The sequence below is a fragment of the Pseudomonas sp. R151218B TE3479 genome (genome assembly GCF_053629195.1).
The window spans coordinates 1,787,385-1,811,218 of the sequence record NZ_JBRJHV010000001.1 but is presented as its reverse complement, the minus strand read 5'-3'; the positions used below and the strand labels follow the sequence as shown (position 1 = coordinate 1,811,218).

Here is a 23,834-nt window from a genome sequence, read left to right as displayed (position 1 = left end):
ATAGGTCATCCACATCACCATTGACTGACTAACCGCTATCGCGAGCAAGCTCGCTCCCACATTGGTCGAGGTTGGCCTGGTCATCGGCGGAGGTCTTTTTAGTGTGATGGCACTTGTCGGATCGATGCCGGTGCGCTATCAACGCATTTGCTTGCCCACAGACCCAGCCCGGAAACGCCCATGACCTTTGAAGTCCCTGCCCACAGTGGCAAGCCCACTAGTCGCATTCGTCAAAAGAACGAAGAGACGATCCTCAAGGCTGCCGAAGATGAATTCGCTCGCCACGGGTTCAAAGGCACCAGCATGAATGCCATCGCCCTCAAGGCTGGGCTGCCCAAGGCGAACCTGCATTATTACTTCACCAATAAACTCGGCTTGTACGTGGCGGTGCTGAGCAACATCATCGAATTGTGGGACAGCACCTTCAATACCCTCACCGCCGAGGATGATCCGGCCGAAGCCTTGACCCGCTATATCCGCGCCAAAATGGAGTTCTCTCGTCGCCAGCCCCAGGCATCGCGGTTGTTTGCCATGGAAGTGATCAGCGGTGGCGAATGCCTGACCGAGTATTTCAACCAGGATTATCGTGCCTGGTTCAATGGCCGGGCGGCCGTGTTCCAGGCCTGGATCGACGCGGGCAAGATGGACCCGATCGATCCAGTGCACCTTATTTTCCTGTTGTGGGGCAGCACCCAGCATTACGCCGACTTCGCCACCCAGATCTGTCGCGTGACCGGTCGCAGCAAGTTGACCAAACAGGACATGATCGACGCGGGTGACAACCTGATCCGCATCATTCTCAAGGGCTGCGGCCTGACCCCCACTCTTTAAGATCGCCATGTCCTTTACCCTTGCCGGTTTTTGCGAGTACCGCGAAGAAATTCGCAAAAGCCGCTTCATCACCTTCGCCGCGCCCATCACAAACTCCGCCGATGCCCAAGCGTTCATCGAGCAGCACAGCGACCTGGATGCCACGCACAATTGCTGGGCCTGGAAACTCGGCGACCAATACCGCAGCAACGACGATGGCGAACCAGGTGGCACCGCCGGGCGGCCGATCCTGGCGGCGATCGAAGCCCAGGCCTGCGATCAAGTCGTGGTGCTGGTGATTCGCTGGTACGGCGGGATTCAACTGGGCACGGGCGGGCTCGCCCGGGCTTACGGCGGCGGGGCGAACAAATGCCTGCAAAACGCCGAAAAAATCGAACTGATCAGCCGTGTGCCGCTGCACTGTAGCTGCGGGTTCGCCGAACTGCCCCTGGTGAAATTGCGCGTCGCCGAGTGCGGCGGGCTGGTAAATGAGGAACGCTTCACCGCCAATGGCGTGGACCTGCAATTGGCCGTGGGTGAAGCTCACATCGAAACCTTGCAAGCACAACTGGCCGGCCTGAGCCGTGGACGGATCCTGTTGGAGCGTTGAGTTCGCAGGCTTGCAACCTTTCAGGGCGTCACGCAATCGTTCAACTTGCCCACATCCACTGTGCACCCGACTGTGGATAACCTGAGCACATTCCTCTGTAACCCTTCTGTCATGCGGGTTTCAGAGGGTTGCTCACTTTTCGTCCAAAGTCCTGCCCAACCGACAAATCCATCTGCAAAACAAATGCTTGCAGGGGTTTATCACCTTTAGAAGAAAGCGTCGCAGTGCTTATGCCTGAGTGTCCGGCTTGCGCACAATAACTGTGGAGCAACCTGTGGATAACCCGTTCATGGCTCCTCCCGCCCCAAGAAGATCACGGCTCGCGGCCGCTTGTTCAATTTTTAACCACCCATTTCAGGGCAAACCGATGCCTGCATAAAACGTGCGCGCTCCAACCCGGTGCAGAATTTTCCTGTTGCAGGTGTCCAGGCCATACACAGAGGGCCTTGGCGGTGGGGCCAAGGTATTTTCCTGACCTTATGGCCAGGAAATTGCTTTATCCACAGGCATTCCTGTCCATCGGCCCGAGCCTGTCATGTCCAACCCCGACTCCATCGCGCGCCTGCAACTGCGCAAGATCAGCAAACGCTACCCCGGTTGCCTGGCCAACGACGCCATCGACCTGAGCATCCAGCCCGGCGAAATCCACGCGCTGCTCGGCGAAAACGGTGCTGGCAAAAGTACTCTGATGAAGATTATCTACGGCGTCACCCCTGCCGATTCGGGTGAAGTGATCTGGCAAGGCCAGCGCGTCAACCTGCGTAACCCGGCCCAGGCTCGCAGCCTGGGCATCGGCATGGTGTTCCAGCATTTCTCGCTGTTCGAAACCCTTACCGTTGCGCAGAACATTGCCCTGGCAATGGGCGCGACAGCCGGTTCGCCAGCACAGCTGGAACCTCGGATTCGCGAAGTGTCGCGGCGCTACGGCATGGCACTGGAACCGCAGCGGCTGGTTCACAGCCTGTCGATTGGCGAGCGCCAGCGGGTAGAGATCATTCGCTGCCTGATGCAGGACATTCGGCTGTTGATTCTTGATGAGCCGACCTCGGTGCTCACGCCCGTGGAAGCCGAAGAGCTGTTCGTGACCCTGCGCCGCCTGGCGAGCGAGGGCTGCAGCATTTTGTTTATCAGCCACAAGCTCGGAGAGGTGCGGGCCTTGTGCCACAGCGCCACGGTACTGCGGGGCGGGCGGGTTTCGGGGCATTGCACCCCGGCGCATTGCTCGGACCGGGAGCTGGCACAACTGATGGTCGGCGAAGCGGCCGGACTGATCACAGACTATCCCAAGGTCAGCGCAGACAAAGCCTTCCTGCAAATCAACAAGCTGTCCTGGCACAACCCGGACCCGTTCGGCTGCTCGTTGCGGGACATTGACCTCGAGGTCTGCAGCGGCGAAATCGTCGGTATCGCCGGGGTGGCGGGCAACGGCCAGGACGAATGGCTGGCGTTGCTCAGCGGAGAAACGCAGCTTTCCCGACAGCAAGGCGAAACGATCCGATTCGACGGGCAACCCGTCGCGCACCTGCGCCCCGATGCCCGTCGTCGGCTCGGCCTGGCATTTGTCCCCGCCGAACGCCTGGGCCACGGCGCCGTGCCGCAATTGAGCCTGGCGGATAACGCCTTGCTCAGCGCTTTCCAACAAGGCCTGGTCAGCCATGGACTGATTCGACGCCGCCAGGTCGAGCACCTGGCCGAGGAGATCATCCGTCGCTTCGGCGTGAAGACACCTTCCACCCGAACCCCGGCACGCAGCCTTTCGGGGGGCAACTTGCAGAAATTCATTCTTGGCCGGGAAATCCTCCAACAGCCAAAACTACTGGTGGCCGCACACCCGACCTGGGGCGTGGACGTCGGGGCGGCGGCGACCATCCATCGCGCCCTGATCACCCTGCGCGATGCGGGCGCGGCCATTCTGGTGATCTCCGAAGACCTCGACGAACTGTTCCAGATCAGCGACCGCCTCGGCGCCTTGTGCGGCGGGCGCCTGTCGGCCTTGCGCCCCACGGGCGAGACCCGGCTCAGCGATGTCGGCGGCTGGATGGCCGGCCAGTTCGACGCCCCTCAATCCCCTGCCCCCGCGCCGGTATAACGGAGTTCCACATGCTGCTTTCTCTCGAACCCCGCGGCCAGCAATCGCGCCTGATGCTCTGGTGCTCGCCGCTACTGGCCGCCGTGTTGACCCTGGGTTGCGGCTCGCTGCTGTTCATCATCCTGGGGCATGACCCGTTGCAAACGCTGTACACCCTGTTGATTGCCCCGATCAGCGATCTTTATGGCGTGTCCGAATGGCTGGTCAAGACCTTGCCAATCCTGCTCTGCGCCCTCGGTCTGGCAGTGGCCTATCAGGCGCGGATCTGGAACATCGGTGCCGAAGGCCAACTGCTGCTGGGCGCCTTGGCCGGCAGTGCCTTGGCGGTGAACATCATCGGCGTGCAAAGCCGCTGGGCATTGGTGCTGATCCTGCTGACCGGCACCCTGGCAGGGGCGGCTTGGGCCGGACTCACGGCGTGGCTGCGCACGCGTTTCAATGCCAACGAAATCCTGACCAGCATCATGCTCAATTACATCGCCCTGAACCTGCTGCTGTTTTGCGTTCACGGGCCGTTGAAAGACCCGGCGGGTTTCAACTTCCCGGAGTCAGCGATGTTCGGCGAGGCCAGTCGCCTGCCATTGCTGCTGGAGGACGGCCGGATCCATGCCGGGCTGTACTTCGCCCTGCTGGCCTTGGTGGCGGTGTGGGTCTTGCTGCAGAAAAGCTTCGTCGGTTTTCAGATCAAGGTACTGGGCCTCGACGCCCGCGCCGCCGGTTTCGCCGGCTTTCGCCAAAAGCCGCTGGTATGGCTGGCGCTGTTGATCAGCGGTGCGCTGGCCGGGCTGGCCGGCGTCTGCGAAGTGACCGGGCCGATCGGCCAACTGGTGCCGCAGGTGTCGCCGGGCTACGGCTACGCGGCGATTACCGTGGCATTCCTGGGACGGCTCAATCCCATCGGCATTCTGTTTGCCAGCCTGTTGATGGCGCTGCTGTACATCGGCGGCGAGAGCGCGCAGATGTCGTTGAACCTGCCCCAGGCGATCACCCAGTTGTTCCAGGGGATGATGCTGTTTTTCCTGTTGGCCTGCGACGTGCTGATCCTCTACCGGCCACGCCTGAACCTGCGCTGGACCCGGCGCGCCCGAACCACTGCGGTACAGGCAGGAGCCCTGTGATGGATATCGACCTGTTGAGCAATATTTTCTACGCCATGGTGCGCTGTGGCACACCCCTGCTGCTGGTGGCCCTGGGGGAATTGGTCTGCGAAAAAAGCGGCGTCCTCAACCTGGGCCAGGAAGGCATGATGCTGTTCGGCGCGGTGATCGGTTTTATCGTCGCGTTCAACAGTGGCAACCTCTGGCTCGGCGTGCTGCTGGCGATGGCCGCCGGGATGCTGTTGTCGGCATTGTTCGCGCTGGTGGCACTGGTGTTCAACGCCAATCAGGTGGCCACCGGGCTGGCGCTGACGATTTTCGGGGTGGGCCTGTCGAGTTTTGTCGGCGCGGCCTGGGTCGGCAAACCGCTGGCGGGATTCGAGCCGCTGGCCATTCCCTACCTGAGCGACATCCCCTTGATCGGACGGATGCTGTTTGCCCAGGATCTCCTGGTTTACCTGTCCTTCGCACTGTTTGCACTGGTGGCGTGGGTGATCATGAAAAGCCGCACCGGATTGATCATCCAGGCCGTCGGCGAGAATCCGGATGCCGCCAGCGCCATGGGCCTGCCGGTATTGCGGGTGCGGACCCTGGCGGTGCTGTTTGGCGGCGCCATGGCCGGGTTGGCCGGCGCCTATCTGTCGTTGGCCTACACGCCGATGTGGGCCGAGAACATGAGCGCCGGCCGTGGCTGGATCGCCCTGGCCCTGGTGGTGTTCGCCAGTTGGCGAGTGTGGCGCCTGCTGCTGGGTGCCTACCTGTTCGGCCTCGCCAGCATCCTGCACCTGGTGGCCCAGGGCTTGGGGCTGGCGATTCCATCGAGTCTGCTGGCAATGCTGCCGTATGCCGCGACCATCGTGGTGCTGGTGCTGCTGTCCCGGGATGCCGTGCGCACCCGGTTGTATGCGCCGATGTCACTGGGGCAGCCTTGGCAGGCGGGGCATTGAGATAGACCGCGGCGCACCTATCGCGAGCCTCGCTCCCACACTAGACCAGGTGAACACTGAGTTCAGGTTTGACTCAGGCCCCCTGTGGGAGCGAGCTTGCTCGCGATGAGGCCCGAACAGGCAACAGCTGAACCAACCCCCATACCACTTCCAAAAACAAGAAAACCCACAACACCGCACTGGCCCCATGAAGCAGCGCATACAGCAGCCAGGCCGCAAACAGAAACCGCCCCACCGCGTCATATCGTCCGTACAGCGGTTGCGGATCACGAATCCGCAGCACCGCCCACACGCAGACGATCGAGCCCAGCAAATTCACCATCAGCAGATGCGCCGGTGCAAACGGCGGCAGCTCTCCAGGCAGGTCAAATAGCTGAGTCAGGCTCATCAACACACCATGCAACGCCGCAAAGCTCCACGGCGTGGCCAGCACGGCCGACACGATAAGGTCGTACCAGGCGCTGCCGCGCACCACCCGGCGATATTGCATCGAAGTCCACATACACGTTGCTCCAGCTAATTGGGGAGCAAAAAGGCTAAAGCCTGGGGTATGCTCCAAGGTCAAGCCCTCTGGAGTCATCCATGCGTATCGGTGAATTAGCCCAAGCCTGCGCCGTCAGTCGAGACACCCTGCGCTTCTACGAGGAGCGGGGCCTGATCGCGGCCGCGCGCAGTGCCAATGGCTATCGCGACTACCCCGCCGACGTGGTCCAACTGGTGCTCTATATCAAGACCGCCCAACGCCTGGGCTTTACCCTGGGCGAGATCGGCGCCAGCGTCGCCGCCCTGTGGAACGCCCCCGACCCCGACTGCGCGGTGACGCAATTGCTGCAAGACAAACTGAACCTGATCGAAACCCGCATGACCGAACTCGACGCGTTGCGTCAGGAGCTGAAACAACGGCTCGGGCAACGTTGTCCATTAAACCCGTGACCTTTTTCTTTCAAGGATGCCCCTCATGACTTCGGCAAGAAACGCATTGATCATCGGCGCCTCCCGGGGCCTGGGCCTCGGTCTGGTGAAGACGCTGCTCAGCGATGGCTGGAACGTGACCGCCACCGTGCGCAACCCGCAGAACGCAGAAGCTTTGAAGGCGCTGGGCCCGGTGCGTATTGAAAAGCTCGACATGGACGATCAGCAAGCCGTCATCGCCCTGAGCCAACAGCTCAAGGACGAGACCTTCGACCTGCTGTTCGTCAATGCCGGTGTCAAAGGCCCGGACAACCAGAACCCAGGCGGCGCGACGCTGGCGGAAGTCGGCCAGTTGTTCTTCACCAATGCCGTGGCACCGATCAACCTGGCCCAGCGCTTCGTGGGCCAGATCCGCGACGGCAGCGGCGTGCTGGCGTTCATGAGCTCGGTGCTGGGCAGCGTGACCATGCCCGACGCGCCGGAACTGGCGCTGTACAAGGCCAGCAAGGCGGCGCTCAATTCCATGACCAACAGCTTCGTCAGCCAACTGGGCGAGCAGACATTGACCGTGCTGTCGCTGCACCCGGGCTGGGTCAAGACGGACATGGGCGGTGAAGGCGCGGACATCGATGTCGAGACCAGCACCCGCGGGCTAATCGACCAGGTCAATGCCTTTGCCTGCAAGGGTGGGCATCACTTCGTCAACTACAAGGGCGAAACGATTCCCTGGTAACCACCTCTCCTCTGTGGGAGCGAGCTTGCTCGCGATGGCGGCCTTACATCCAACATTGATGTCGACTGATCTACCGCTATCGCGAGCAAGCTCGCTCCCACATTCGGATCTCGGCAGACCCTGGAAATCTGCAACACAACCTGAGTAAACTCCATCCCTCGCCCTATCCAACGGGCGCCCCTGGATCAGCAGACAGGGCATCACTGAGCTGGCTAACCTGAACCCACTTTCAGAGGAGCCGGCCACCATGCCTGCGACCCGTACCTGGTTAAAAAATCCCCTCGCCATTTTCACCGCCAACGACCTCGATGCCCGTGGCGGTCTCGTCCTGCAGGACGGTGTGATCGTCGAACTGCTGAGCGCCGACCAACAACCCGCCCAGCCCTGCGACCACATCTTCGACGCGCGCGAGCATGTGATCCTGCCGGGGTTGATCAACACCCATCACCACTTCTACCAGACCCTGACCCGCGCCTGGGCCCCGGTGGTGAACCAGCCATTGTTCCCGTGGCTGAAAACCCTCTACCCGGTGTGGGCGCGGCTGACCCCGGAGAAACTCGCCCTGGCGAGTAAAGTGGCCTTGGCCGAGTTGCTGCTGTCGGGCTGCACCACGGCGGCCGACCACCATTACCTGTTTCCCCAAGGCCTGGAACATGCCATCGACGTGCAAGTGCAAAGTGTCCGTGAACTGGGGATGCGGGCGATGCTGACCCGCGGTTCCATGAGTCTGGGCGAGGCCGACGGAGGCTTGCCGCCGCAGCAGACCGTGCAGCAGGGCGAGGTGATTCTCGCCGACAGCCAGCGCTTGATCGCCGAGTACCATGAGCGCGGCGACGGCGCGCAGATCCAGATTGCCCTGGCGCCCTGCTCGCCATTTTCGGTCACGCCCCAGATCATGAGCGCCAGTGCCAAGCTAGCGGAGCAACTCGACGTACGCTTGCACACGCACCTGGCCGAAACCCTCGATGAAGAAGCGTTCTGCCTGCAACGCTTCGGCCTGCGCACTGTGGATTACCTGGACAGCGTCGGCTGGCTCGGACCACGTACCTGGCTGGCCCACGGCATTCATTTCAACCCGGATGAAATCGCTCGTCTCGGCGCCGCTGGCACCGGCATCTGTCATTGCCCAAGCTCGAACATGCGTCTGGCCTCGGGCATCTGCCCGACCCTGGAGCTCACCGCCGCTGGCGCTCCCGTGGGCCTGGGCGTAGACGGCTCAGCGTCCAACGATGCCTCGAACATGATCCTCGAAACCCGTCAGGCGCTGTACATCCAGCGCCTGCGCTATGGCGCTCAAGCGATCACGCCGGAACGCGTACTGGGCTGGGCGACCCGAGGCTCGGCGCAACTGCTCGGGCGCAGCGATATCGGCGAACTGGCCGTGGGCAAGCAGGCCGATCTGGCGCTGCTCAAGCTCGATGAGCTGCGTTTCTCCGGCAGCCACGACCCGATCTCGGCCCTGCTGCTGTGCGGCGCGGACCGGGCGGATCGGGTGATGATCGGTGGGCAATGGCGAGTGATCGACGGGCAAGTCGAGGGATTGGACTTGAAGGGGCTGATTGCCGATCACAGCCAGGCGGCGCGGGAATTGATCGCCAGCGCCTGACCCACCCCAAATCTCCTGTGGGAGCGAGCTTGCTCGCGATAGCGCCAGATCAGACAACATTGATGTTGAATGGTTGGCCGCCATCGCGAGCAAGCTCGCTCCCACAATGGGGGCTGTATCGGGCCTAGAGTCCCAGCAAGGACAACATGATAAACGTCGCGAACAACACAAAGTGGGTCATGCCTTCGATGGCATTGGTTTCACCATCATTGAGGTTGATCGCGCTGACGATCAGGGTGATGAAGATCATCACCGTCTGCACCGGGGTCATCGCCATCTGAAAGGGCTGGCCGGTGTAGAGGGCCATGGCTTCCATCACCGGTACGGTGAGGATCACGGTGGACAGCGAAGCGCCCAACGCAATGTTCACCACCGACTGCATGCGGTTCGCCAGGGCGGCGCGCAGGGCGGTGAGGATTTCCGGTGCGGCGGAGATCGCGGCCACCAGGATCGCCGTGACCACCGGCGGCGCGCCCGAGCCTTCCAGGCCCAGGTCGATGGCCTTGGACATGACCTCGGCCAGGGCACCGATCACCACCACGCCAAACACCAGGGCACTGATTGAGAATGTCAGGCTGATGGGTTTCGGCTCGTTTTCCACCGGTTCTTTCTTGCGGCGTTTTTCCGGGTAGCTGTAGCTGAAGAAGTAACTGTGGGGTCCCACCTGCATGCGCAGGAACAGGGTGTACAGCACGATCATCGCGCCGATGGTAAATGCCGAATACATTTTCCAGTTCTGCTGGGGAATGAACTCCGGCACCACCATCGACACCCCCATGGCGGTGAGGATCATCACGCTATAAGTGCGCGCCGAATCATCGTTGTAGGCCTGCTCGCCATGCTTGATCCCGCCCATCAGCGCCGCCAGACCGAGGATGCCGTTGATGTCGAGCATCACTGCCGAGTAGATCGTGTCCCGCACCAGTGTCGACGACGCTTCGTTGCTCATCATGATCGCCAGGATCACCACCTCCACCAGCACCGCCGACAGAGTCAAGATCATCGTGCCATAGGGGTCACCGACCTTTTCCGCCAACAGCTCGGCGTGATGGGCCACACGCATGGAGGCCGCGACGATGAAGCCGATCAGCGCCAGGCCGCCGATCAACGCGATCAGTTGCCCGTTGCCCAGCAACCAGTGCTCCAGCGGATAGGCGATACAAGCGGCGACCAGCGCCAGCAACAGCAGTTTTTCTTGCTTGATCAAAGTGAGCATCGCGGGCCTGTCACTGTGAGCGGGGTCATGAGTTACTGACTGTAGGGGGCGGCGAACGTTTCGTTCGAGTGTGATGCACCAGGGAGTGGCGAGTGGCTGGCAGGTGCACCTTTATCGATCTGGAGGGCCTCATCGCGAGCAAGCTCGCTCCCACAGGTTGTGCATTGCCTTTGTGGGAGCGAGCTTGCTCGCGATGGCTGCCCCGAAAAGATCGCAGATTTTGTTGTCCTGTTGGTCAGCATTTTGCATTGATGCTGCACAGCCAACCTCACAACAAAATGGAGTTCGAGTTCATGCACAAACGTCCCTTGAAGCAGTTGCTTTGCGCCGTCGTCGCCGCCGTCGGCCTGGGCGCCGGCCTGAATGCCAGTGCCGCCGACCCGCTGAAGGTCGGCTTCGTCTACATCGGCCCGATCGGCGACCACGGCTGGACCTATCAGCATGAACAAGGGCGCAAGGAGCTGGCGGCGAAATTCGGTGAGCGGATCACCACCAACTACGTGGAAAACGTGCCAGAGGGAGCCGACGCCGAGCGGGTCATCCGCAACATGGCCAAGGACAAATACGACCTGATCTTCACCACCTCCTTCGGCTACATGAACCCGACGCTGAAAGTCGCCAAGCAGTTCCCCAAGGTGATCTTCGAACACGCCACCGGCTACAAGCAGGACAAGAACCTGGGCACGTACCTGGCTCGAACCTACGAAGGCCGCTACGTCGGCGGTTTCCTCGCGGCCAAGATGACCAAGACCAAGAAGATCGGCTATGTCGCCTCCTTCCCGATCCCGGAAGTGATCCGCGACATCAACGCCATCCAACTGGCCCTGAACAAATACAACCCCGGTACCGAGATCAAGGTGGTGTGGGTCAACTCCTGGTTCGACCCGGGTAAGGAAGCCGACGCCGCCAATGCGCTGATCGACCAGGGCGTGGACGTGGTGTTCCAGCACACCGACAGCCCGGCGCCGATCCAGGCCGCCGAACGACGCGGCGTCTATGCGGTGGGCTACGCTTCGGACATGGCCCACTTCGGTCCCAAGGCGGTGCTGACGTCCATCGTCAATGACTGGGGCCCGCATTACATCCAGGCGACCCAAAGCGTGCTCGACCACAACTGGAAATCCCAGGATTACTGGGGCGGCCTGAAGGAAGGCACGGTGAAGCTGCCGATCAGCGACCTGGTGCCGGCAGCAGTCAAGGGCGAAGCCGAGCAGATCATCGCCGACATCGAAAGCGGCGCCTTCCATCCGTTCACCGGCCCGATCAAGGACCAGGCCGGTGTCGAGAAAATCCCTGCGGGCGCGAGCGCCACCAACGCGGAACTGGCGTCGATGAATTATTACGTCGAAGGCATGAAGGCCGAGATTCCAAAATAGTCCCCAAACCCAATACCTATTGTGGGAGCGAGCTTGCTCGCGATGGCGGTGTATCAGTCGACATCGATGTTGAATGCCGGACCGCGATCGCGAGCAAGCTCGCTCCCACATGGGGCTCCTATTCCATTTCAGGACAGCCGCATGAACAGCCTGCCCATCATCGACATCAGCCCACTCTACGGCGATGAGCCCGACGCCTGGCAAGCCGTCGCCGGGCAAATCGACCACGCCTGCCGCCAATGGGGCTTTTTCTACATCAAGGGGCACCCCATCAGCGCCGCGCGTATCGCCGAAGTGCTGGACAACGCCCAGCGCTTCTTCGCCCTGCCCGTCGAAGAAAAGCTCAAGATCGACATCACCCAGACCCGTCACCATCGTGGCTACGGCGCCGTCGCCACGGAACAACTGGACCCGACCAAGCCCAGCGACCTGAAGGAAACCTTCGACATGGGCCTGCATTTGCCGGCCGATCACCCCGAAGTGCTGGCGGAAAAACCCTTGCGCGGTCCCAACCGGCACCCCGACCTGAGCGGTTGGGCAACCTTGATGGAGCAGCATTACCGCGACATGCAGGCACTTGCCCAAATCCTGCTACGCGCCATGACCCTGGCCCTTGGCATCGAACAAAACTTTTTCGACACGCGCTTCAACGAGCCGGTGAGCGTGCTGCGCCTGATCCACTACCCGCCACGCCAGACCGCCAGTAGCACCGAGCAGCAAGGGGCTGGCGCCCACACTGATTACGGTTGTATCACCCTGCTCTACCAGGACGCCGCCGGTGGCCTGCAAGTGCGCAACGTCAACGGCCAGTGGATCGACGCGCCGCCCATCGATGGCACCTTCGTGGTCAACCTCGGCGACATGATGGCGCGCTGGAGCAACGACCGTTACCTGTCTACGCCGCATCGGGTGATCAGCCCGTTGGGAGTGGACCGTTATTCGATGCCATTCTTTGCCGAGCCGCACCCCGACACGCTGATTCAATGCCTGCCCGGTTGCCAGGATGACGCCCACCCGCCAAAGTACCCGACCACCACCTGCGCCGAATTCCTGCTCTCGCGCTTCGCCGACACCTATGCTTACCGACGGGAGCCCCAGGCCGTGTAGTGGATCAGCCGGTCAGGTTTTACCCGACAGGGCGGCCAGCCCCTGTAGAATGCCCGCCATCGATTCGCTGATGAGAAAAGACCATGTACGACTGGCTGAACGCCCTGCCCAAGGCTGAACTACACCTGCACCTGGAAGGCTCCCTGGAACCCGAGCTGCTGTTCGCCCTGGCCGAACGCAACAAGATCGCTCTGCCATGGAACGACGTCGACACCCTGCGCAAGGCCTATGCCTTCAACAACCTGCAGGAATTCCTCGACCTGTATTACCAGGGCGCCGATGTGCTGCGCACCTCCCAGGATTTCTACGACCTGACCTGGGCCTACCTGTTGCGCTGCAAGGCGCAGAACGTGATCCACACCGAACCGTTCTTCGACCCGCAAACCCACACAGACCGTGGCATCCCGTTCGAAGTGGTGCTCAACGGCATCGCCGCCGCCCTCAAGGACGGTGAACAGCAATTGGGCATTACCAGCGGCCTGATCCTGAGTTTCCTGCGTCACCTGAGTGAAGAACAAGCCGAGAAAACCCTCGACCAGGCGCTGCCGTTCCGCGAGGCCTTCGTGGCCGTGGGCCTGGACAGTTCGGAAATGGGCCATCCACCGAGCAAGTTCCAGCGAGTCTTCGACCGCGCGCGCAACGAAGGCTTCCTGACCGTAGCCCACGCCGGCGAAGAAGGTCCGCCCGAGTACATCTGGGAAGCCCTGGACCTGCTGAAGATCCAGCGCATCGACCATGGCGTGCGGGCCATCGAAGATGAGCGACTGATGCAGCGGATCATCGACGAGCAGATTCCATTGACCGTGTGCCCACTGTCCAACACCAAGCTGTGCGTGTTCGACGACATGTCGCAGCACAACATCCTCGACATGCTCGAACGCGGTGTGAAGGTGACGGTGAACTCCGATGACCCGGCGTACTTCGGCGGCTACGTCACCGAAAACTTCCACTCCCTGCACACCCACCTGGGCATGACCCAGGACCAGGCCAAGCGCCTGGCCCAGAACAGCCTGGATGCGCGGCTAGTAAAACCTTAAGCCAGACAATCAACCCTGTGGGAGCGAGCTTGCTCGCGATGGCGGTGTATCAGTCGACATCGATGTTGCATGCCGGACCGCTATCGCGAGCAAGCTCGCTCCCACAGTTTTTTTGATAGCCTGCAAATCCACGGTTGGACACAGATCCAATTGTGGGAGCGAGCTTGCTCGCGATGGCGGTGTATCAGTCGATATCGATGTTGCATGCCAGACCGCTATCGCCAGCAAGCTCACTCCCACAAGGGGATAGTATTTAGTCGGCAGCGGTCGCTTCGCTCAACTCCTCCAGCGTCTTGCCCCGGGTTTCCATCCCGAACACCCAGACCACCCCCGCCGCCACGGCGAAGCACAACGCACCCAGGGCGAATACACCGCCCTGGCCGGTGATGGGAAACACCAGGCCGGTCACCAGGGGACCGAGCAGCGAACCGATACGACCCACCGCCGAAGCAAAGCCCGAACCCGTGGCCCGCGCCGAGGTGGGATATAGCTCCGGCGTGTAGGTATAGAGCACCGCCCACATGCCAAACAGGAAAAACTGCATCAGCAAACCGGTGCCAATCAACAGGCCGACGTTGCCGCCAAACACCGCGCTCTGCCCATACAGAAACGCCATCACACCGCCGCCCAGCAAGGTGATGATGCACACCGGCTTGCGTCCCCAACGCTCCACCAGCCAGGCCGCCATCAGGAAGCCGGGAATCCCGCCCAAGGAAATCACCACGGTGTAATACACCGACTGGGTCACGGCGAACCCCGACTGCTGCAACAATGCGCTGAGCCAGGACGTCAGGCCATAAAAACCGAGCAAGGCAAAGAACCAGACACTCCAGATCATCATCGTGCGCTGGCGATACAACGGCGACCAGATCTGCGCCAGGGCCGAAAAGAAATTGCCCGGTGTGCTCTCGACCCTCGGCAGGCGGATCGGCTCCGGCAGGTCGCGCCGTCCCAGCGAGGCCCGGACCTTGTCTTCGATTCGCTTGAGTACCGCATCCGCTTCATCCCCCCGACCGGCCTGCTCCAGCCAGCGCGGCGACTCGGGAATGAAGAAGCGAATCGCCAGGACAAACACCGCCGGCACCGCCAGCACCAGGAAAATGTCGCGCCAGCCGATCACCGGCAGCAGAAAATACGACAGCACCCCCGCCGCCACGAAACCCAGTGGCCAGAAACCGTCCATCAAGGCGATGTAGCGCCCTCGACGCTTGGCCGGGATCAACTCCGACAGCATCGACTGGGCAATCGGAAACTCCATGCCCATGCCGATGCCCAGCAAGACGCGAAACAGCGTCAAGGTCTCGACGTCCTGGGCGGTGGAGCACAGGTAACTGGCAATACCCCACAACACGATGCTCCACTGGAACACCGGCTTGCGCCCGAAACGATCGGCCAACATGCCCGACAGCGACGCCCCCAGCACCATGCCGAAGAAGCTGGAGCTGGCGAGCAGACCGGCCTGGGCGGTGCTCAGGCCGAACTCGGCCTTGATCGAGCCCAGCAGGAACGTCATCATCGCCAAGTCCATGGAGTCGAAGAAAAACGCCAGGGCGATGATGATGAAAATCACCCGGTGATACCCGCTGATGGGTAACCGCTCCAGGCGTTCCGCCGCGCTGTAACCGTGAATGTCCATGCTGCTGCCTCCCCAATCCGAAAAAATCCCCGGACCGAGTGTGCGCGAACCTTGCAGGCGGCTATTGCTGAATACGACCTGTCGACAGCCCTGAGCGACGCGCCAGGCGAGTTCCCTAGAGCGCCATTTCTACGGCATCCTGCCGGGCGAACCGGTGGATTTCCTGCTGGCCGAGCGTCGTCACCTGCAAGGCTCGCGAATCGTTAGGCAAAGTCAGCCAACCCGACTGCATGAACAGTTGCAGCAACGCCGCTCCCAGCGCGCCACCCAGGTGCGGACGACGTTCGCTCCAGTCCGGGCAAGGGCAGGCGACACGGGCGTTGCGATAGGCCAGGGCCTGGATGAACAGGCCACGCTCGGCCAGTTGATTGGCGCCCTTGTGCGTGACGATCACCCGTTGTTCGAACTGCTCGATCCACCCCGCGTCGAGCAAGCGCTGGTAGAGATCGGCCGCCAGGGTTCCCCCCAAGTGATCGTCGCACAGCCTGGCCCGCATCAACGAAGCGGGGGCCGACGGGGCGTTGGTCGGCATGACACGGCGCTTGAAGACATCCGGAATCTGCCGTGGCGTACTGACCAGGGTCGCGCTGGCCAATGCTTCGACGGCCGCGCCGATTTCAGGCGCGGCCAGGCGGAAAAACCGCTTGCGCCCCCGGGCTTCGACTTTCAACAGGCCTCCGGCGGACAAGCGTCCCAGGTGCGCATTGGCCGAGGACGGCGACAACCCGGCGAGCAACGCCAACTCTTCGGCCTGGCGGGCCGTGCCGTCCATCAAGGCCCACATCATCGCGCTGCGCTTGGGGTCAGCCAGCAGCGTGGCGATCTGGCTGATGCAAGGTGCATGTTCCATGTATTCACTCCCTGTTGAATCATTCGTCTACTGCTCTGGCGCAGGCGGTCGTTAGTATAAGCGCGACGATCGAGCTTTCCTGTCCTCTGGAAACCTTTGGAGGCGATTGTTCATGAGGGAAAAGTCTCTATTTGCGCGCGACTAATGGCCGCCCCCCGTCGGGAGTGGAAATCGAGCCGTCAACTCACCGCAGCGAGCCTGGAGCATGTCCCGCAAAAGATTGATGGGTTTGCTCAATTGCGCCCGGTGGGCACACAGCAGATTGAGGGGCGCACGTTCGCATTGCAGGTGCGGCAAGAGGATTTTCAAACGCCCGGCCAGCACGTCAGTGGACACATCCAACCACGATTTATAAGCGATCCCGGCTCCCGCCACCGCCCAGCGACGCACCACGTCGGCGTCGTCACTGAAACGGTCGCCGCTGACGGTGAGGCTCACCTCCCGCTTGCCGTCATGAAAAGCCCATCGGTCATGGACCCGGCTGCCCAGCATGTACAACAGGCAGTTGTGTTGGGCCAGTTGTTCCAGTTGATGAGGTTCGCCCCGGCGAGCCAGATAATCCGGCGATGCACACAGCACCCGACGATTGTCCGGGGCGATGGGCAAGGCCACCAGACTCGAGTCTTCCGGCTCGCCATAACGCAGGGCGATGTCCACCGGCTGCTTGAACAGGTCAGCCATGCGATCGCCCAGTAGCAATCGCACCGTCAGCCCGGGGTGCTCGCGCTGGAACGCATCCAGCCAGGGCAACAGCAGGTTGCGTCCCAGGTCCGACGGCGCGGACAACTGCAACACTCCGCTGACCTGGTCCTGGCCGCTGGTCAACAACCGTCGGCCTTCGTCAAGGCTGCTCAAGGCAGCCCGGGCATATTCGAGAAAACCCTCGCCTTCGGCCGTCAGGCGCAAGCTGCGGGTGGAGCGGGCCAGCAGCCGGGCACCGAGGTGCTGCTCGATCCGTTTCAATGCGGCACTGGCCACCGCCGCCGACAGGTCCATGACCCTGGCCGCAGCCGAAAGACTGCCCAGGTCCGCTGCCCGGACAAACAATTGCAAGTCATCGAAGCGAAGCATCACGCGCCTATTATCAAAAAAGTATTGAAAGAGCCTGTTGTTTTAGCCGGTTTTATCTCGGCTATAAATAGCTAAACATGGCCTTCATCGAAACTCACCTCACGGAGCCACTTCATGAAAGCCATTGCCTACTACCACTCGCTGCCCATCACCGACCCACAATCGCTCCAGGACATCGAGTTGCCGGAACCGGTCGCCGGTCCCCGGGACCTGCTGGTGGAGGTCAAGGCCATTTCGGTCAACCCGGTGGACACCAAGGTCCGCCAGAACGTCCAGCCCGAAGATGGCATCGCCAAGGTGGTGGGCTGGGACGTGGCCGGCGTGGTCAAGGCGGTGGGCAGCGAGGTCACGCTGTTCAAGGCCGGGGACAAGGTGTTCTACGCCGGTTCCATCGCCCGGGCCGGTGGCAACAGCGAATTGCACGTAGTGGATGAGCGCATTGTCGGCCACATGCCCAAGACCCTCGGTTTCGCCGACGCGGCGGCGCTGCCGTTGACGGCCATCACCGCCTGGGAACTGTTGTTCGAGCGCCTGAATATCCAGGAAGGCCAGGACAACCAGGGCCAGAGCCTGTTGATCGTCGGCGCCGCGGGAGGCGTGGGTTCGATCCTGACGCAACTGGCCAGCCAACTCACCGGGCTGAAGGTGATTGGCACTGCGTCCCGTGCGCAAACCCAGGAATGGGTTCGCGGGCTGGGTGCCGACCTGGTGATCGACCACAGCCGCCCCTTGAGCGAAGTACTGAAGGAAGCAGGCCAGTCCCAGGTGACCCACGTCGCCAGCCTGACCCAGACCGACCAGCACCTGGACCAACTGGTCGAAGCCCTCGCCCCCCAGGGCAAACTGGCGCTGATCGACGATCCCAAGGCGCTGGACGTGACCAAGCTCAAGCGCAAGAGCCTGTCGTTGCATTGGGAATTCATGTACACCCGCTCGCTGTTCGAAACGGCTGACATGCTTGAACAGCACAAACTGCTCAACCGCGTGGCCGCGCTGATCGACGCCGGTACGCTGAAGACCACAGTGGGCGAGCATTTCGGCACCATCAACGCCGAGAACCTGCGCCGGGCCCACGCGTTGCTGGAAAGCGGCCAGTCCAAGGGCAAGATTGTGCTTGAAGGCTTCTGACCGCAGCGAACGGCAGCTTGAAATGCTTCACCTGTGGCGAGGGAGCTTGCTCCCGCTGGGCTGCGTAGCGACCCCTGTTTTTTGCGGTTGCTGCGCAACCGAGCGGGAGCAAGCTCCCTCGCCACGGGTATTGCATTGATCTGGGACCGCACCGTCAGTCCGAGAATTGACCGTTGTCACAATTGCAATCGTATTCGGGTCTACACTCGAGGCCTTTGCAACGTAATCTTTTCGTGAGGAGGTCAGCAATGAAGATCCTGATAAAAGAAGTGGCAAAATCCCAATGGCAAGTGCGTCTTGACCAGCACGTCGTCACCTTCCGTACCGAGGCCGAAGCCCAGGCTTTCGCCACAACCTTGCAAGCGCGGATCCACGCGCCCCATCGTTTCCCCGAACAGCAGCAGCGCGCGGCCGGCTGAGTCAGCCCTCGCGACCGGCCTGGGCCAATGCCCGGGCATTTTGCAGGCGACGAGTCAGCATCGCTGCGCTCACCACCAACAGCCCGCAAAGGCTGATGACCAGCGCCATTGGCACTGCTGTGCCGTCATGCAACGCCGCCACCAACGCGGCCGCCCCGGCGGCTACTGAAAACTGCAGGCATCCCAGCATCGCCGACGCGCTGCCGGCGCGGGCACCCTGCCCGTTCATCGCACAGGCCGACGCATTGGGCAGGATGCAACCCAGGCTGGCAATGCAGATGAACAGCGGAAGCAGCAGCGGCCACAACCGTTCCGGCTGCAGTGCACAGACCGCCAACAGGCACAGCCCGGCGAGCAGATAGACCCAGACTGCGCGGCTCAGCAGGAATGCCGGGCCGCGCTTGGACAGCAGCCGGGCGTTGACCTGGGCAACCAGGATGAAGCCTGCTGCGTTGGTCCCGAAGAGCCAGCCGAAGTGTTCGGCCGGTACGCCGTAGAGCTTGATAAACACAAAAGGCGAGCCGGCGATGTAGGCGAACATCCCGGCGATGGCGATGCCCCCCGTCAGGGCATGCCCGAGGTAAACCGCGTCGGTCAACAACCGGCCGTACTGGCGCAAGGCGCCCGACAAGGGTTGCCGAGGGACATGATCCGGCAGGCTTTCCGGCAGCCACAGGGCCACGGCCGTCGACGCCAATGCGCTGAACACGGTCAGGGCAATGAAAATTGACTGCCAGCCATGCAGGTTCACCAACAGCCCACCGAGCATCGGCGCGAGAATCGGCGCCAGGCCCATCACCAGCATCAACTGCGAAAACACCTTGGCCGAACCCACCGCGTCGCATTTGTCGCTGACCACCGCCCGGGAAATGACCATTCCGGCGCATCCGCCCAGGGCCTGAACGAAGCGGGCACCGATCAGCCATTCGAGGCTCGGTGCGTAGGCGCAGGCCAGGGACGCCAAAGTGAACAAGCCGACGCCCGTCAACAACGGAATGCGCCGCCCGAAGCGATCCGCTACCGGCCCATAGGCCAATTGCCCGATGGACAAGCCAAGGAAATAGGCCGCCAGGGTCAACTGGATGTGTTTTTCGTCAGTGCCGAAGGCGGTGGCCATCGCCGGAAAAGCGGGCAGGTAGAAGTCGATCGCCAAGGGACCGAAAGCGCTCAAGGCGCCAAGAATCAGAATGGTGCGAAGGTTCATCGGGCGTCCAGCTCAGGCGTCGTTCGACAGCCCGGCAGTCTAGCCGTGCCGGGCGCTCTTGAACATTCCGATAGGTCGCTAACGATTAAAAAACTTCAGGCAGGGCTCACCTCATAGCCTTCTTCCTTGATGGCCGCGAGCACGGCATCGGTCGCCAACGAGCTCTGGACCCGGACGGTCTTGGCACCCAGGTCGACTTGCACCTCCGCCGCCGGATCCTTGGCCTGAACAGCCTGGGTGATGGCCTTGACACAGTGACCGCAGGACATGCCCTGGACAGTGAATGTTTGCATGGGATGACTCCTTGGGATTGAGGTTGCGGCCAGTCTCAAGCTTGCCCTCATGGCAAGGTCAAGTTCTGACAAAAACTGCCGGGCTGGCAATCGGCATCGCCCTCAGCCAAGCTGCACACATCAAGGATTTAACACCGGAGGTTCAGCCATGCGCTGGTCAGCGTTCAGCCTGTTTTGCATGCTCGGTTTTTCAGCGGTGGCGCCCCAGGCCTCGGCCGTCGGCGAAGACTATGGCGTGTTGATCATTTCCCGCGAGCGCCTGGAAGTGGCGACCAGTTGCGAAATCGGCATCTACATCCAGGATCAACTCTCGGCCAGGCTGTTCCAGGAGCAGAGCACCTCGTTCAACCTGCCGCCGGGCCAGTTTTCCTTGCGCCTGAAATTGCTGCCGGGACAGGCGCCGGGTTGCAACCCGGGCATGCTCGCGCCAGGGTCGCAGAACATCACCCTCAAGGCCGGGGACATCTTGAAGTTCCGCATCGCGATGAATGAACAAGGTATGTACCTCAAGCAGGCTGGGCTGGGTTACTGACACGCCACTCGAACTTGTGGCTGCGAGCCCCTGTGGGAGCGAGCTTGCTCGCGATGGCGATCTAACACCCACCATGGATGTCGACTGACCTACCGCTATCGCGAGCAAGCTCGCTCACACAGAGGATTGGCGCTTGACCTTGCCAGCATGGCAAGGTTGATCCTGTAGTCATTCACTACAGGGAGCGTGACCGATGTCCGAATCCAGCACATTCGATCTACCCATTGCCGGCATGACCTGCGCCAGCTGCGCCGGGCGGGTCGAGCGGGCCTTGAGCAAAGTCGCCGGTGCCAGCGCCGTCAGCGTCAACCTGGCGACGGAACTGGCGCGTGTTCAGGCCCCCGAAGGCAGCCTGCCGGCGTTGAAGCAGGCCGTTGAACAGGCAGGCTATAGCGTTCCGGTGCACACCCTGGAACTGAACATCGAAGGGATGACCTGTGCTTCCTGTGTCGGCCGCGTCGAACGCGCCTTAGGCAAGGTCGACGGCGTGAACAGCGTCAGCGTCAACCTGGCCAACGAACGGGCCCACCTCGAACTGCTCGGCCAGGTGGATGCCCAAGCCCTGATCGATGCGGTCAAGCGCGCCGGCTATGACGCCACAGTCTGGCAGACCGAGCAGGTCGCCGACACGCAGAGCAACCGTCTGAACCGTGAACGCCTGGCCCTGGTGCTGGTGATTCTGTTGTCAGTGCCGTTGGTGCTGCCCATGCTGCTGCAGCCGTTCGGCGTGCACTGGATGCTCCCGGCCTGGGTGCAGTTCGCCCTGGCGACGCCGGTGCAGTTCATCTTCGGCGCGCGTTTCTACGTCGCCGCCTTCAAGGCCGTGCGGGCCGGTGCCGGGAACATGGACCTGCTGGTGGCCCTGGGCACCAGCGCTGGCTACGGCTTGAGCCTCTATGAATGGGCGATCGCCCGTCCCGGCAGCATGCCGCACCTGTATTTCGAGGCCTCGGCCGTCGTGATCGCCCTGGTGTTGCTCGGTAAATACCTGGAAAGCCGCGCCAAGCGCCAGACCGCCAGTGCCATCCGCGCCCTCGAAGCCTTGCGCCCGGAACGGGCGATCCAAGTGATTGATGGCCAGGAGCGGGACGTTGCCATCAGCGCCCTGCGCTTGAATGACCTGGTGCTGGTCAAGCCCGGCGAACGCTTCCCGGTGGACGGCGAAGTGCTGGAAGGCCAGAGCCACGCCGACGAAGCGCTGATCAGCGGCGAAAGCCTGCCGGTGCCCAAGCAGCCCGGCGACAAGGTCACCGGCGGCGCCATCAATGGCGAAGGCCGGTTGCTGGTGCGCACGCAAGCCCTGGGCACCGAAACCGTCCTGGCGCGCATCATCCGCCTGGTGGAAGACGCCCAGGCCGCCAAGGCGCCGATCCAGAAACTGGTGGATAAAGTCAGCCAGGTCTTCGTACCGGTGGTGCTGGTGCTGGCCCTGGCGACGTTGATCGGCTGGTGGCTGTACGGTGCGCCACTGGAAACCGCGATGATCAACGCCGTCGCCGTGCTGGTGATCGCCTGCCCCTGCGCCCTGGGCCTGGCAACGCCCACGGCGATCATGGCTGGCACCGGCGTGGCGGCGCGCCACGGGATTCTGATCAAGGATGCCGAGGCCCTGGAACGCGCCCATGAAGTCACGACCGTGGTGTTCGACAAGACCGGCACCCTGACCTCCGGCACGCCGCGCATCGCCCACTTGACCGCCCTGGACGGCGATGAAGATGCGTTGCTGAAAATGGCCGGCGCGCTGCAACGCGGCAGCGAACACCCGCTCGCCAAAGCCGTGCTGGACGCCTGCGCCGAGCGCGGCCTGGATGTGCCGGATGTCAGCGACAGCCAGTCCCTGGCCGGGCGCGGCATTGCCGGCAACCTCGCGGGGCACCGCCTGGCCCTGGGCAATCGCCGTCTGCTGGACGAATTGGGCCTGAACCCCGGCTCGCTGGCCGAATCCGCACAGGCTTGGGAAACCGAAGGCCGTACGTTGTCCTGGCTGCTTGAACAAGGCGCGACGCCACGGGTACTGGGCCTGTTCGCCTTCGGGGACACCCTCAAGCCCGGCGCTCTCGCCGCCGTCCAGGCCTTGAATGAACAGCACATCGCCAGCCATCTGCTCACCGGCGACAACCAAGGCAGCGCCCGGGTGGTGGCCCAGGCACTGGAGATTTCCAATGTCCATGCCGAGGTACTGCCAGCGGATAAATCCGCCATCGTCCAGCAATTGAAGCGCCACTCGGTGGTGGCGATGGTGGGCGACGGCATCAACGACGCCCCCGCCCTGGCCGCCGCCGACATTGGCATTGCCATGGGCGGTGGCACCGATGTGGCGATGCATGCCGCGGGTATCACCCTCATGCGTGGCGATCCACGACTGGTGCCGGCGGCCTTGGACATCAGCCGCAAGACCTACGCCAAGATCCGCCAGAACCTGTTCTGGGCGTTCGTCTATAACTTGATCGGCATCCCCCTGGCGGCGTTCGGCTTGCTCAACCCGGTGCTGGCCGGCGCGGCCATGGCCCTGTCGAGCGTCAGCGTGGTGAGCAATGCGTTACTGTTGAAGTTCTGGACACCCAAGCAGTTGGAGGAAAAGCGATGAACATCGGTCAAGCGGCCCGTCAGAGCGGCCTGAGCGCGAAGATGATCCGCTACTACGAGTCCATCGGCCTGCTCAAGCCCGCCCATCGCACCGACAGCGGCTACCGGATCTACGGCGCCGATGACCTGCACACCCTGGCGTTCATCAAGCGCTCCCGCGACTTGGGGTTTTCCCTGGAAGAGGTCGGCAAATTGCTCACGCTCTGGCAAGACCGCCAACGGGCCAGCGCCGACGTCAAGGCCCTGGCCCGGCAACACATCGATGAACTGAACCAGAAAATCCGCGAACTGGCCGAACTGCGCGACACCTTGCAAGACCTGGTAGAGCACTGCCACGGCGACCACCGTCCGGATTGCCCGATCCTCAAGGAACTGGCGTCGGGGTGCTGCAAGAATTGATGCCCACAAAGACCCGCGGTGAACAGCCGAAGCAAACCGGTGGGAGCGAGCTTGCTCGCGATGACGGCGGCACATTCAACATCGATGCAAGCTGCCCTACCGCTATCGCGAGCAAGCTCGCTCCCACAGGGATCAACGGCGACTTAAATCTCGGGACCATCCAAAAACCAATGTGG

23 protein-coding genes are annotated in these 23,834 nt (G+C 62.3%); 16 read left to right on the top strand and 7 right to left on the bottom strand.

Features of this window, described 5'->3' with window-relative positions; translation table 11 throughout:
• Window positions 1–180 precede the first annotated feature (180 nt).
• The 5 genes from AB7M32_RS08055 to AB7M32_RS08035 all read left to right on the top strand — a co-directional run bounded on the left by AB7M32_RS08055 (window position 181) and on the right by AB7M32_RS08035 (window position 5,553).
• On the top strand, window positions 181–831 hold the full coding sequence (locus AB7M32_RS08055) for a TetR/AcrR family transcriptional regulator (protein ID WP_060739307.1): 651 nt from the start codon (window positions 181–183) through the stop codon (window positions 829–831).
• Window positions 832–838: 7 nt separating this feature from the next.
• On the top strand, window positions 839–1,420 hold the full coding sequence (locus tag AB7M32_RS08050) for an IMPACT family protein (protein WP_454249601.1): 582 nt from the start codon (window positions 839–841) through the stop codon (window positions 1,418–1,420).
• Between the two features lie 535 nt (window positions 1,421–1,955).
• Window positions 1,956–3,509 (top strand): ABC transporter ATP-binding protein, encoded by a 1,554-nt coding sequence (locus tag AB7M32_RS08045; protein WP_454249600.1) that lies wholly within the window; start codon window positions 1,956–1,958, stop codon window positions 3,507–3,509.
• 11 nt (window positions 3,510–3,520) lie between these two features.
• Window positions 3,521–4,627, top strand: a complete 1,107-nt coding sequence (locus AB7M32_RS08040) for an ABC transporter permease (RefSeq protein WP_454249599.1) — start codon at window positions 3,521–3,523, stop codon at window positions 4,625–4,627.
• A complete protein-coding gene (locus AB7M32_RS08035; RefSeq protein WP_454249598.1) occupies window positions 4,627–5,553 on the top strand; it encodes an ABC transporter permease in 927 nt (308 codons plus the stop codon). Before AB7M32_RS08040 ends, AB7M32_RS08035 begins: the two co-directional genes overlap by 1 nt.
• A gap of 73 nt (window positions 5,554–5,626) precedes the next feature.
• Here the strand turns inward: AB7M32_RS08035 and AB7M32_RS08030 are convergent, their stop codons facing one another.
• Window positions 5,627–6,055 carry a hypothetical protein gene (locus tag AB7M32_RS08030; RefSeq protein ID WP_454249597.1) on the bottom strand — a complete coding sequence of 143 codons (429 nt, stop codon included), beginning with the start codon at window positions 6,053–6,055 and terminating at the stop codon, window positions 5,627–5,629.
• Window positions 6,056–6,135: 80 nt separating this feature from the next.
• Here AB7M32_RS08030 and AB7M32_RS08025 point away from each other — a divergent pair, with 80 nt between their 5' ends.
• The 3 genes from AB7M32_RS08025 (at window position 6,136) to AB7M32_RS08015 (ending at window position 8,804) form a co-directional block, all read left to right on the top strand.
• On the top strand, window positions 6,136–6,486 hold the full coding sequence (locus tag AB7M32_RS08025; protein WP_072410344.1) for a MerR family transcriptional regulator: 351 nt from the start codon (window positions 6,136–6,138) through the stop codon (window positions 6,484–6,486).
• Between the two features lie 25 nt (window positions 6,487–6,511).
• The gene (locus AB7M32_RS08020; RefSeq protein WP_454249596.1) at window positions 6,512–7,198 is read left to right on the top strand and encodes an SDR family oxidoreductase; all 687 of its coding nucleotides are present in this window, start codon (window positions 6,512–6,514) and stop codon (window positions 7,196–7,198) included.
• A gap of 247 nt (window positions 7,199–7,445) precedes the next feature.
• A complete protein-coding gene (locus tag AB7M32_RS08015; RefSeq protein WP_454249595.1) occupies window positions 7,446–8,804 on the top strand; it encodes an 8-oxoguanine deaminase in 1,359 nt (452 codons plus the stop codon).
• A gap of 124 nt (window positions 8,805–8,928) precedes the next feature.
• On the opposite strand, the gene AB7M32_RS08010 is transcribed toward AB7M32_RS08015, so the two are convergent.
• On the bottom strand, window positions 8,929–10,020 hold the full coding sequence (locus tag AB7M32_RS08010) for a calcium:proton antiporter (RefSeq protein ID WP_072410340.1): 1,092 nt from the start codon (window positions 10,018–10,020) through the stop codon (window positions 8,929–8,931).
• 293 nt (window positions 10,021–10,313) lie between these two features.
• Between AB7M32_RS08010 and AB7M32_RS08005 the strand changes: the two genes are divergently transcribed.
• From AB7M32_RS08005 to AB7M32_RS07995, 3 genes are all read left to right on the top strand, one after another.
• Entirely contained in the window at window positions 10,314–11,396 is a 1,083-nt protein-coding gene (locus AB7M32_RS08005) for a BMP family ABC transporter substrate-binding protein (protein WP_454249594.1), read from the top strand.
• Between the two features lie 141 nt (window positions 11,397–11,537).
• Window positions 11,538–12,503 carry a 2-oxoglutarate and iron-dependent oxygenase domain-containing protein gene (locus AB7M32_RS08000; RefSeq protein ID WP_454249593.1) on the top strand — a complete coding sequence of 322 codons (966 nt, stop codon included), beginning with the start codon at window positions 11,538–11,540 and terminating at the stop codon, window positions 12,501–12,503.
• An 83-nt stretch (window positions 12,504–12,586) separates the two neighbouring features.
• Window positions 12,587–13,540 carry an adenosine deaminase gene (locus tag AB7M32_RS07995; RefSeq protein ID WP_454249592.1) on the top strand — a complete coding sequence of 318 codons (954 nt, stop codon included), beginning with the start codon at window positions 12,587–12,589 and terminating at the stop codon, window positions 13,538–13,540.
• Window positions 13,541–13,793: 253 nt separating this feature from the next.
• Here the strand turns inward: AB7M32_RS07995 and AB7M32_RS07990 are convergent, their stop codons facing one another.
• From AB7M32_RS07990 to AB7M32_RS07980, 3 genes are all read right to left on the bottom strand, one after another.
• Window positions 13,794–15,176: an MFS transporter gene (locus tag AB7M32_RS07990; protein WP_072410336.1), complete on the bottom strand. Its 1,383-nt coding sequence runs from the start codon at window positions 15,174–15,176 to the stop codon at window positions 13,794–13,796.
• 115 nt (window positions 15,177–15,291) lie between these two features.
• Entirely contained in the window at window positions 15,292–16,026 is a 735-nt protein-coding gene (locus AB7M32_RS07985) for an ArsR/SmtB family transcription factor (RefSeq protein WP_072410334.1), read from the bottom strand.
• 141 nt (window positions 16,027–16,167) lie between these two features.
• A complete protein-coding gene (locus AB7M32_RS07980; protein WP_454249591.1) occupies window positions 16,168–17,097 on the bottom strand; it encodes a LysR family transcriptional regulator in 930 nt (309 codons plus the stop codon).
• Window positions 17,098–17,211: 114 nt separating this feature from the next.
• Here AB7M32_RS07980 and AB7M32_RS07975 point away from each other — a divergent pair, with 114 nt between their 5' ends.
• Together AB7M32_RS07975 and AB7M32_RS07970 are read left to right on the top strand one after the other, a co-directional pair.
• Window positions 17,212–18,225, top strand: a complete 1,014-nt coding sequence (locus AB7M32_RS07975) for a zinc-binding alcohol dehydrogenase family protein (RefSeq protein WP_454249590.1) — start codon at window positions 17,212–17,214, stop codon at window positions 18,223–18,225.
• Window positions 18,226–18,473: 248 nt separating this feature from the next.
• On the top strand, window positions 18,474–18,644 hold the full coding sequence (locus tag AB7M32_RS07970) for a hypothetical protein (protein ID WP_170866862.1): 171 nt from the start codon (window positions 18,474–18,476) through the stop codon (window positions 18,642–18,644).
• 1 nt (window position 18,645) lies between these two features.
• Here AB7M32_RS07970 and AB7M32_RS07965 read toward each other — a convergent pair whose 3' ends face one another.
• Together AB7M32_RS07965 and AB7M32_RS07960 are read right to left on the bottom strand one after the other, a co-directional pair.
• A complete protein-coding gene (locus tag AB7M32_RS07965) occupies window positions 18,646–19,848 on the bottom strand; it encodes a multidrug effflux MFS transporter (protein WP_454249589.1) in 1,203 nt (400 codons plus the stop codon).
• A 95-nt stretch (window positions 19,849–19,943) separates the two neighbouring features.
• On the bottom strand, window positions 19,944–20,141 hold the full coding sequence (locus AB7M32_RS07960) for a heavy-metal-associated domain-containing protein (RefSeq protein WP_454249588.1): 198 nt from the start codon (window positions 20,139–20,141) through the stop codon (window positions 19,944–19,946).
• 148 nt (window positions 20,142–20,289) lie between these two features.
• Here AB7M32_RS07960 and AB7M32_RS07955 point away from each other — a divergent pair, with 148 nt between their 5' ends.
• The 3 genes from AB7M32_RS07955 (at window position 20,290) to cueR (ending at window position 23,658) form a co-directional block, all read left to right on the top strand.
• Window positions 20,290–20,673, top strand: a complete 384-nt coding sequence (locus AB7M32_RS07955; protein ID WP_092171257.1) for a hypothetical protein — start codon at window positions 20,290–20,292, stop codon at window positions 20,671–20,673.
• Window positions 20,674–20,866: 193 nt separating this feature from the next.
• A complete protein-coding gene (locus AB7M32_RS07950) occupies window positions 20,867–23,260 on the top strand; it encodes a heavy metal translocating P-type ATPase (protein ID WP_454249587.1) in 2,394 nt (797 codons plus the stop codon).
• The gene (cueR, locus tag AB7M32_RS07945) at window positions 23,257–23,658 is read left to right on the top strand and encodes a Cu(I)-responsive transcriptional regulator (RefSeq protein WP_454249586.1); all 402 of its coding nucleotides are present in this window, start codon (window positions 23,257–23,259) and stop codon (window positions 23,656–23,658) included. Before AB7M32_RS07950 ends, cueR begins: the two co-directional genes overlap by 4 nt.
• Window positions 23,659–23,834: the final 176 nt, after the last annotated feature.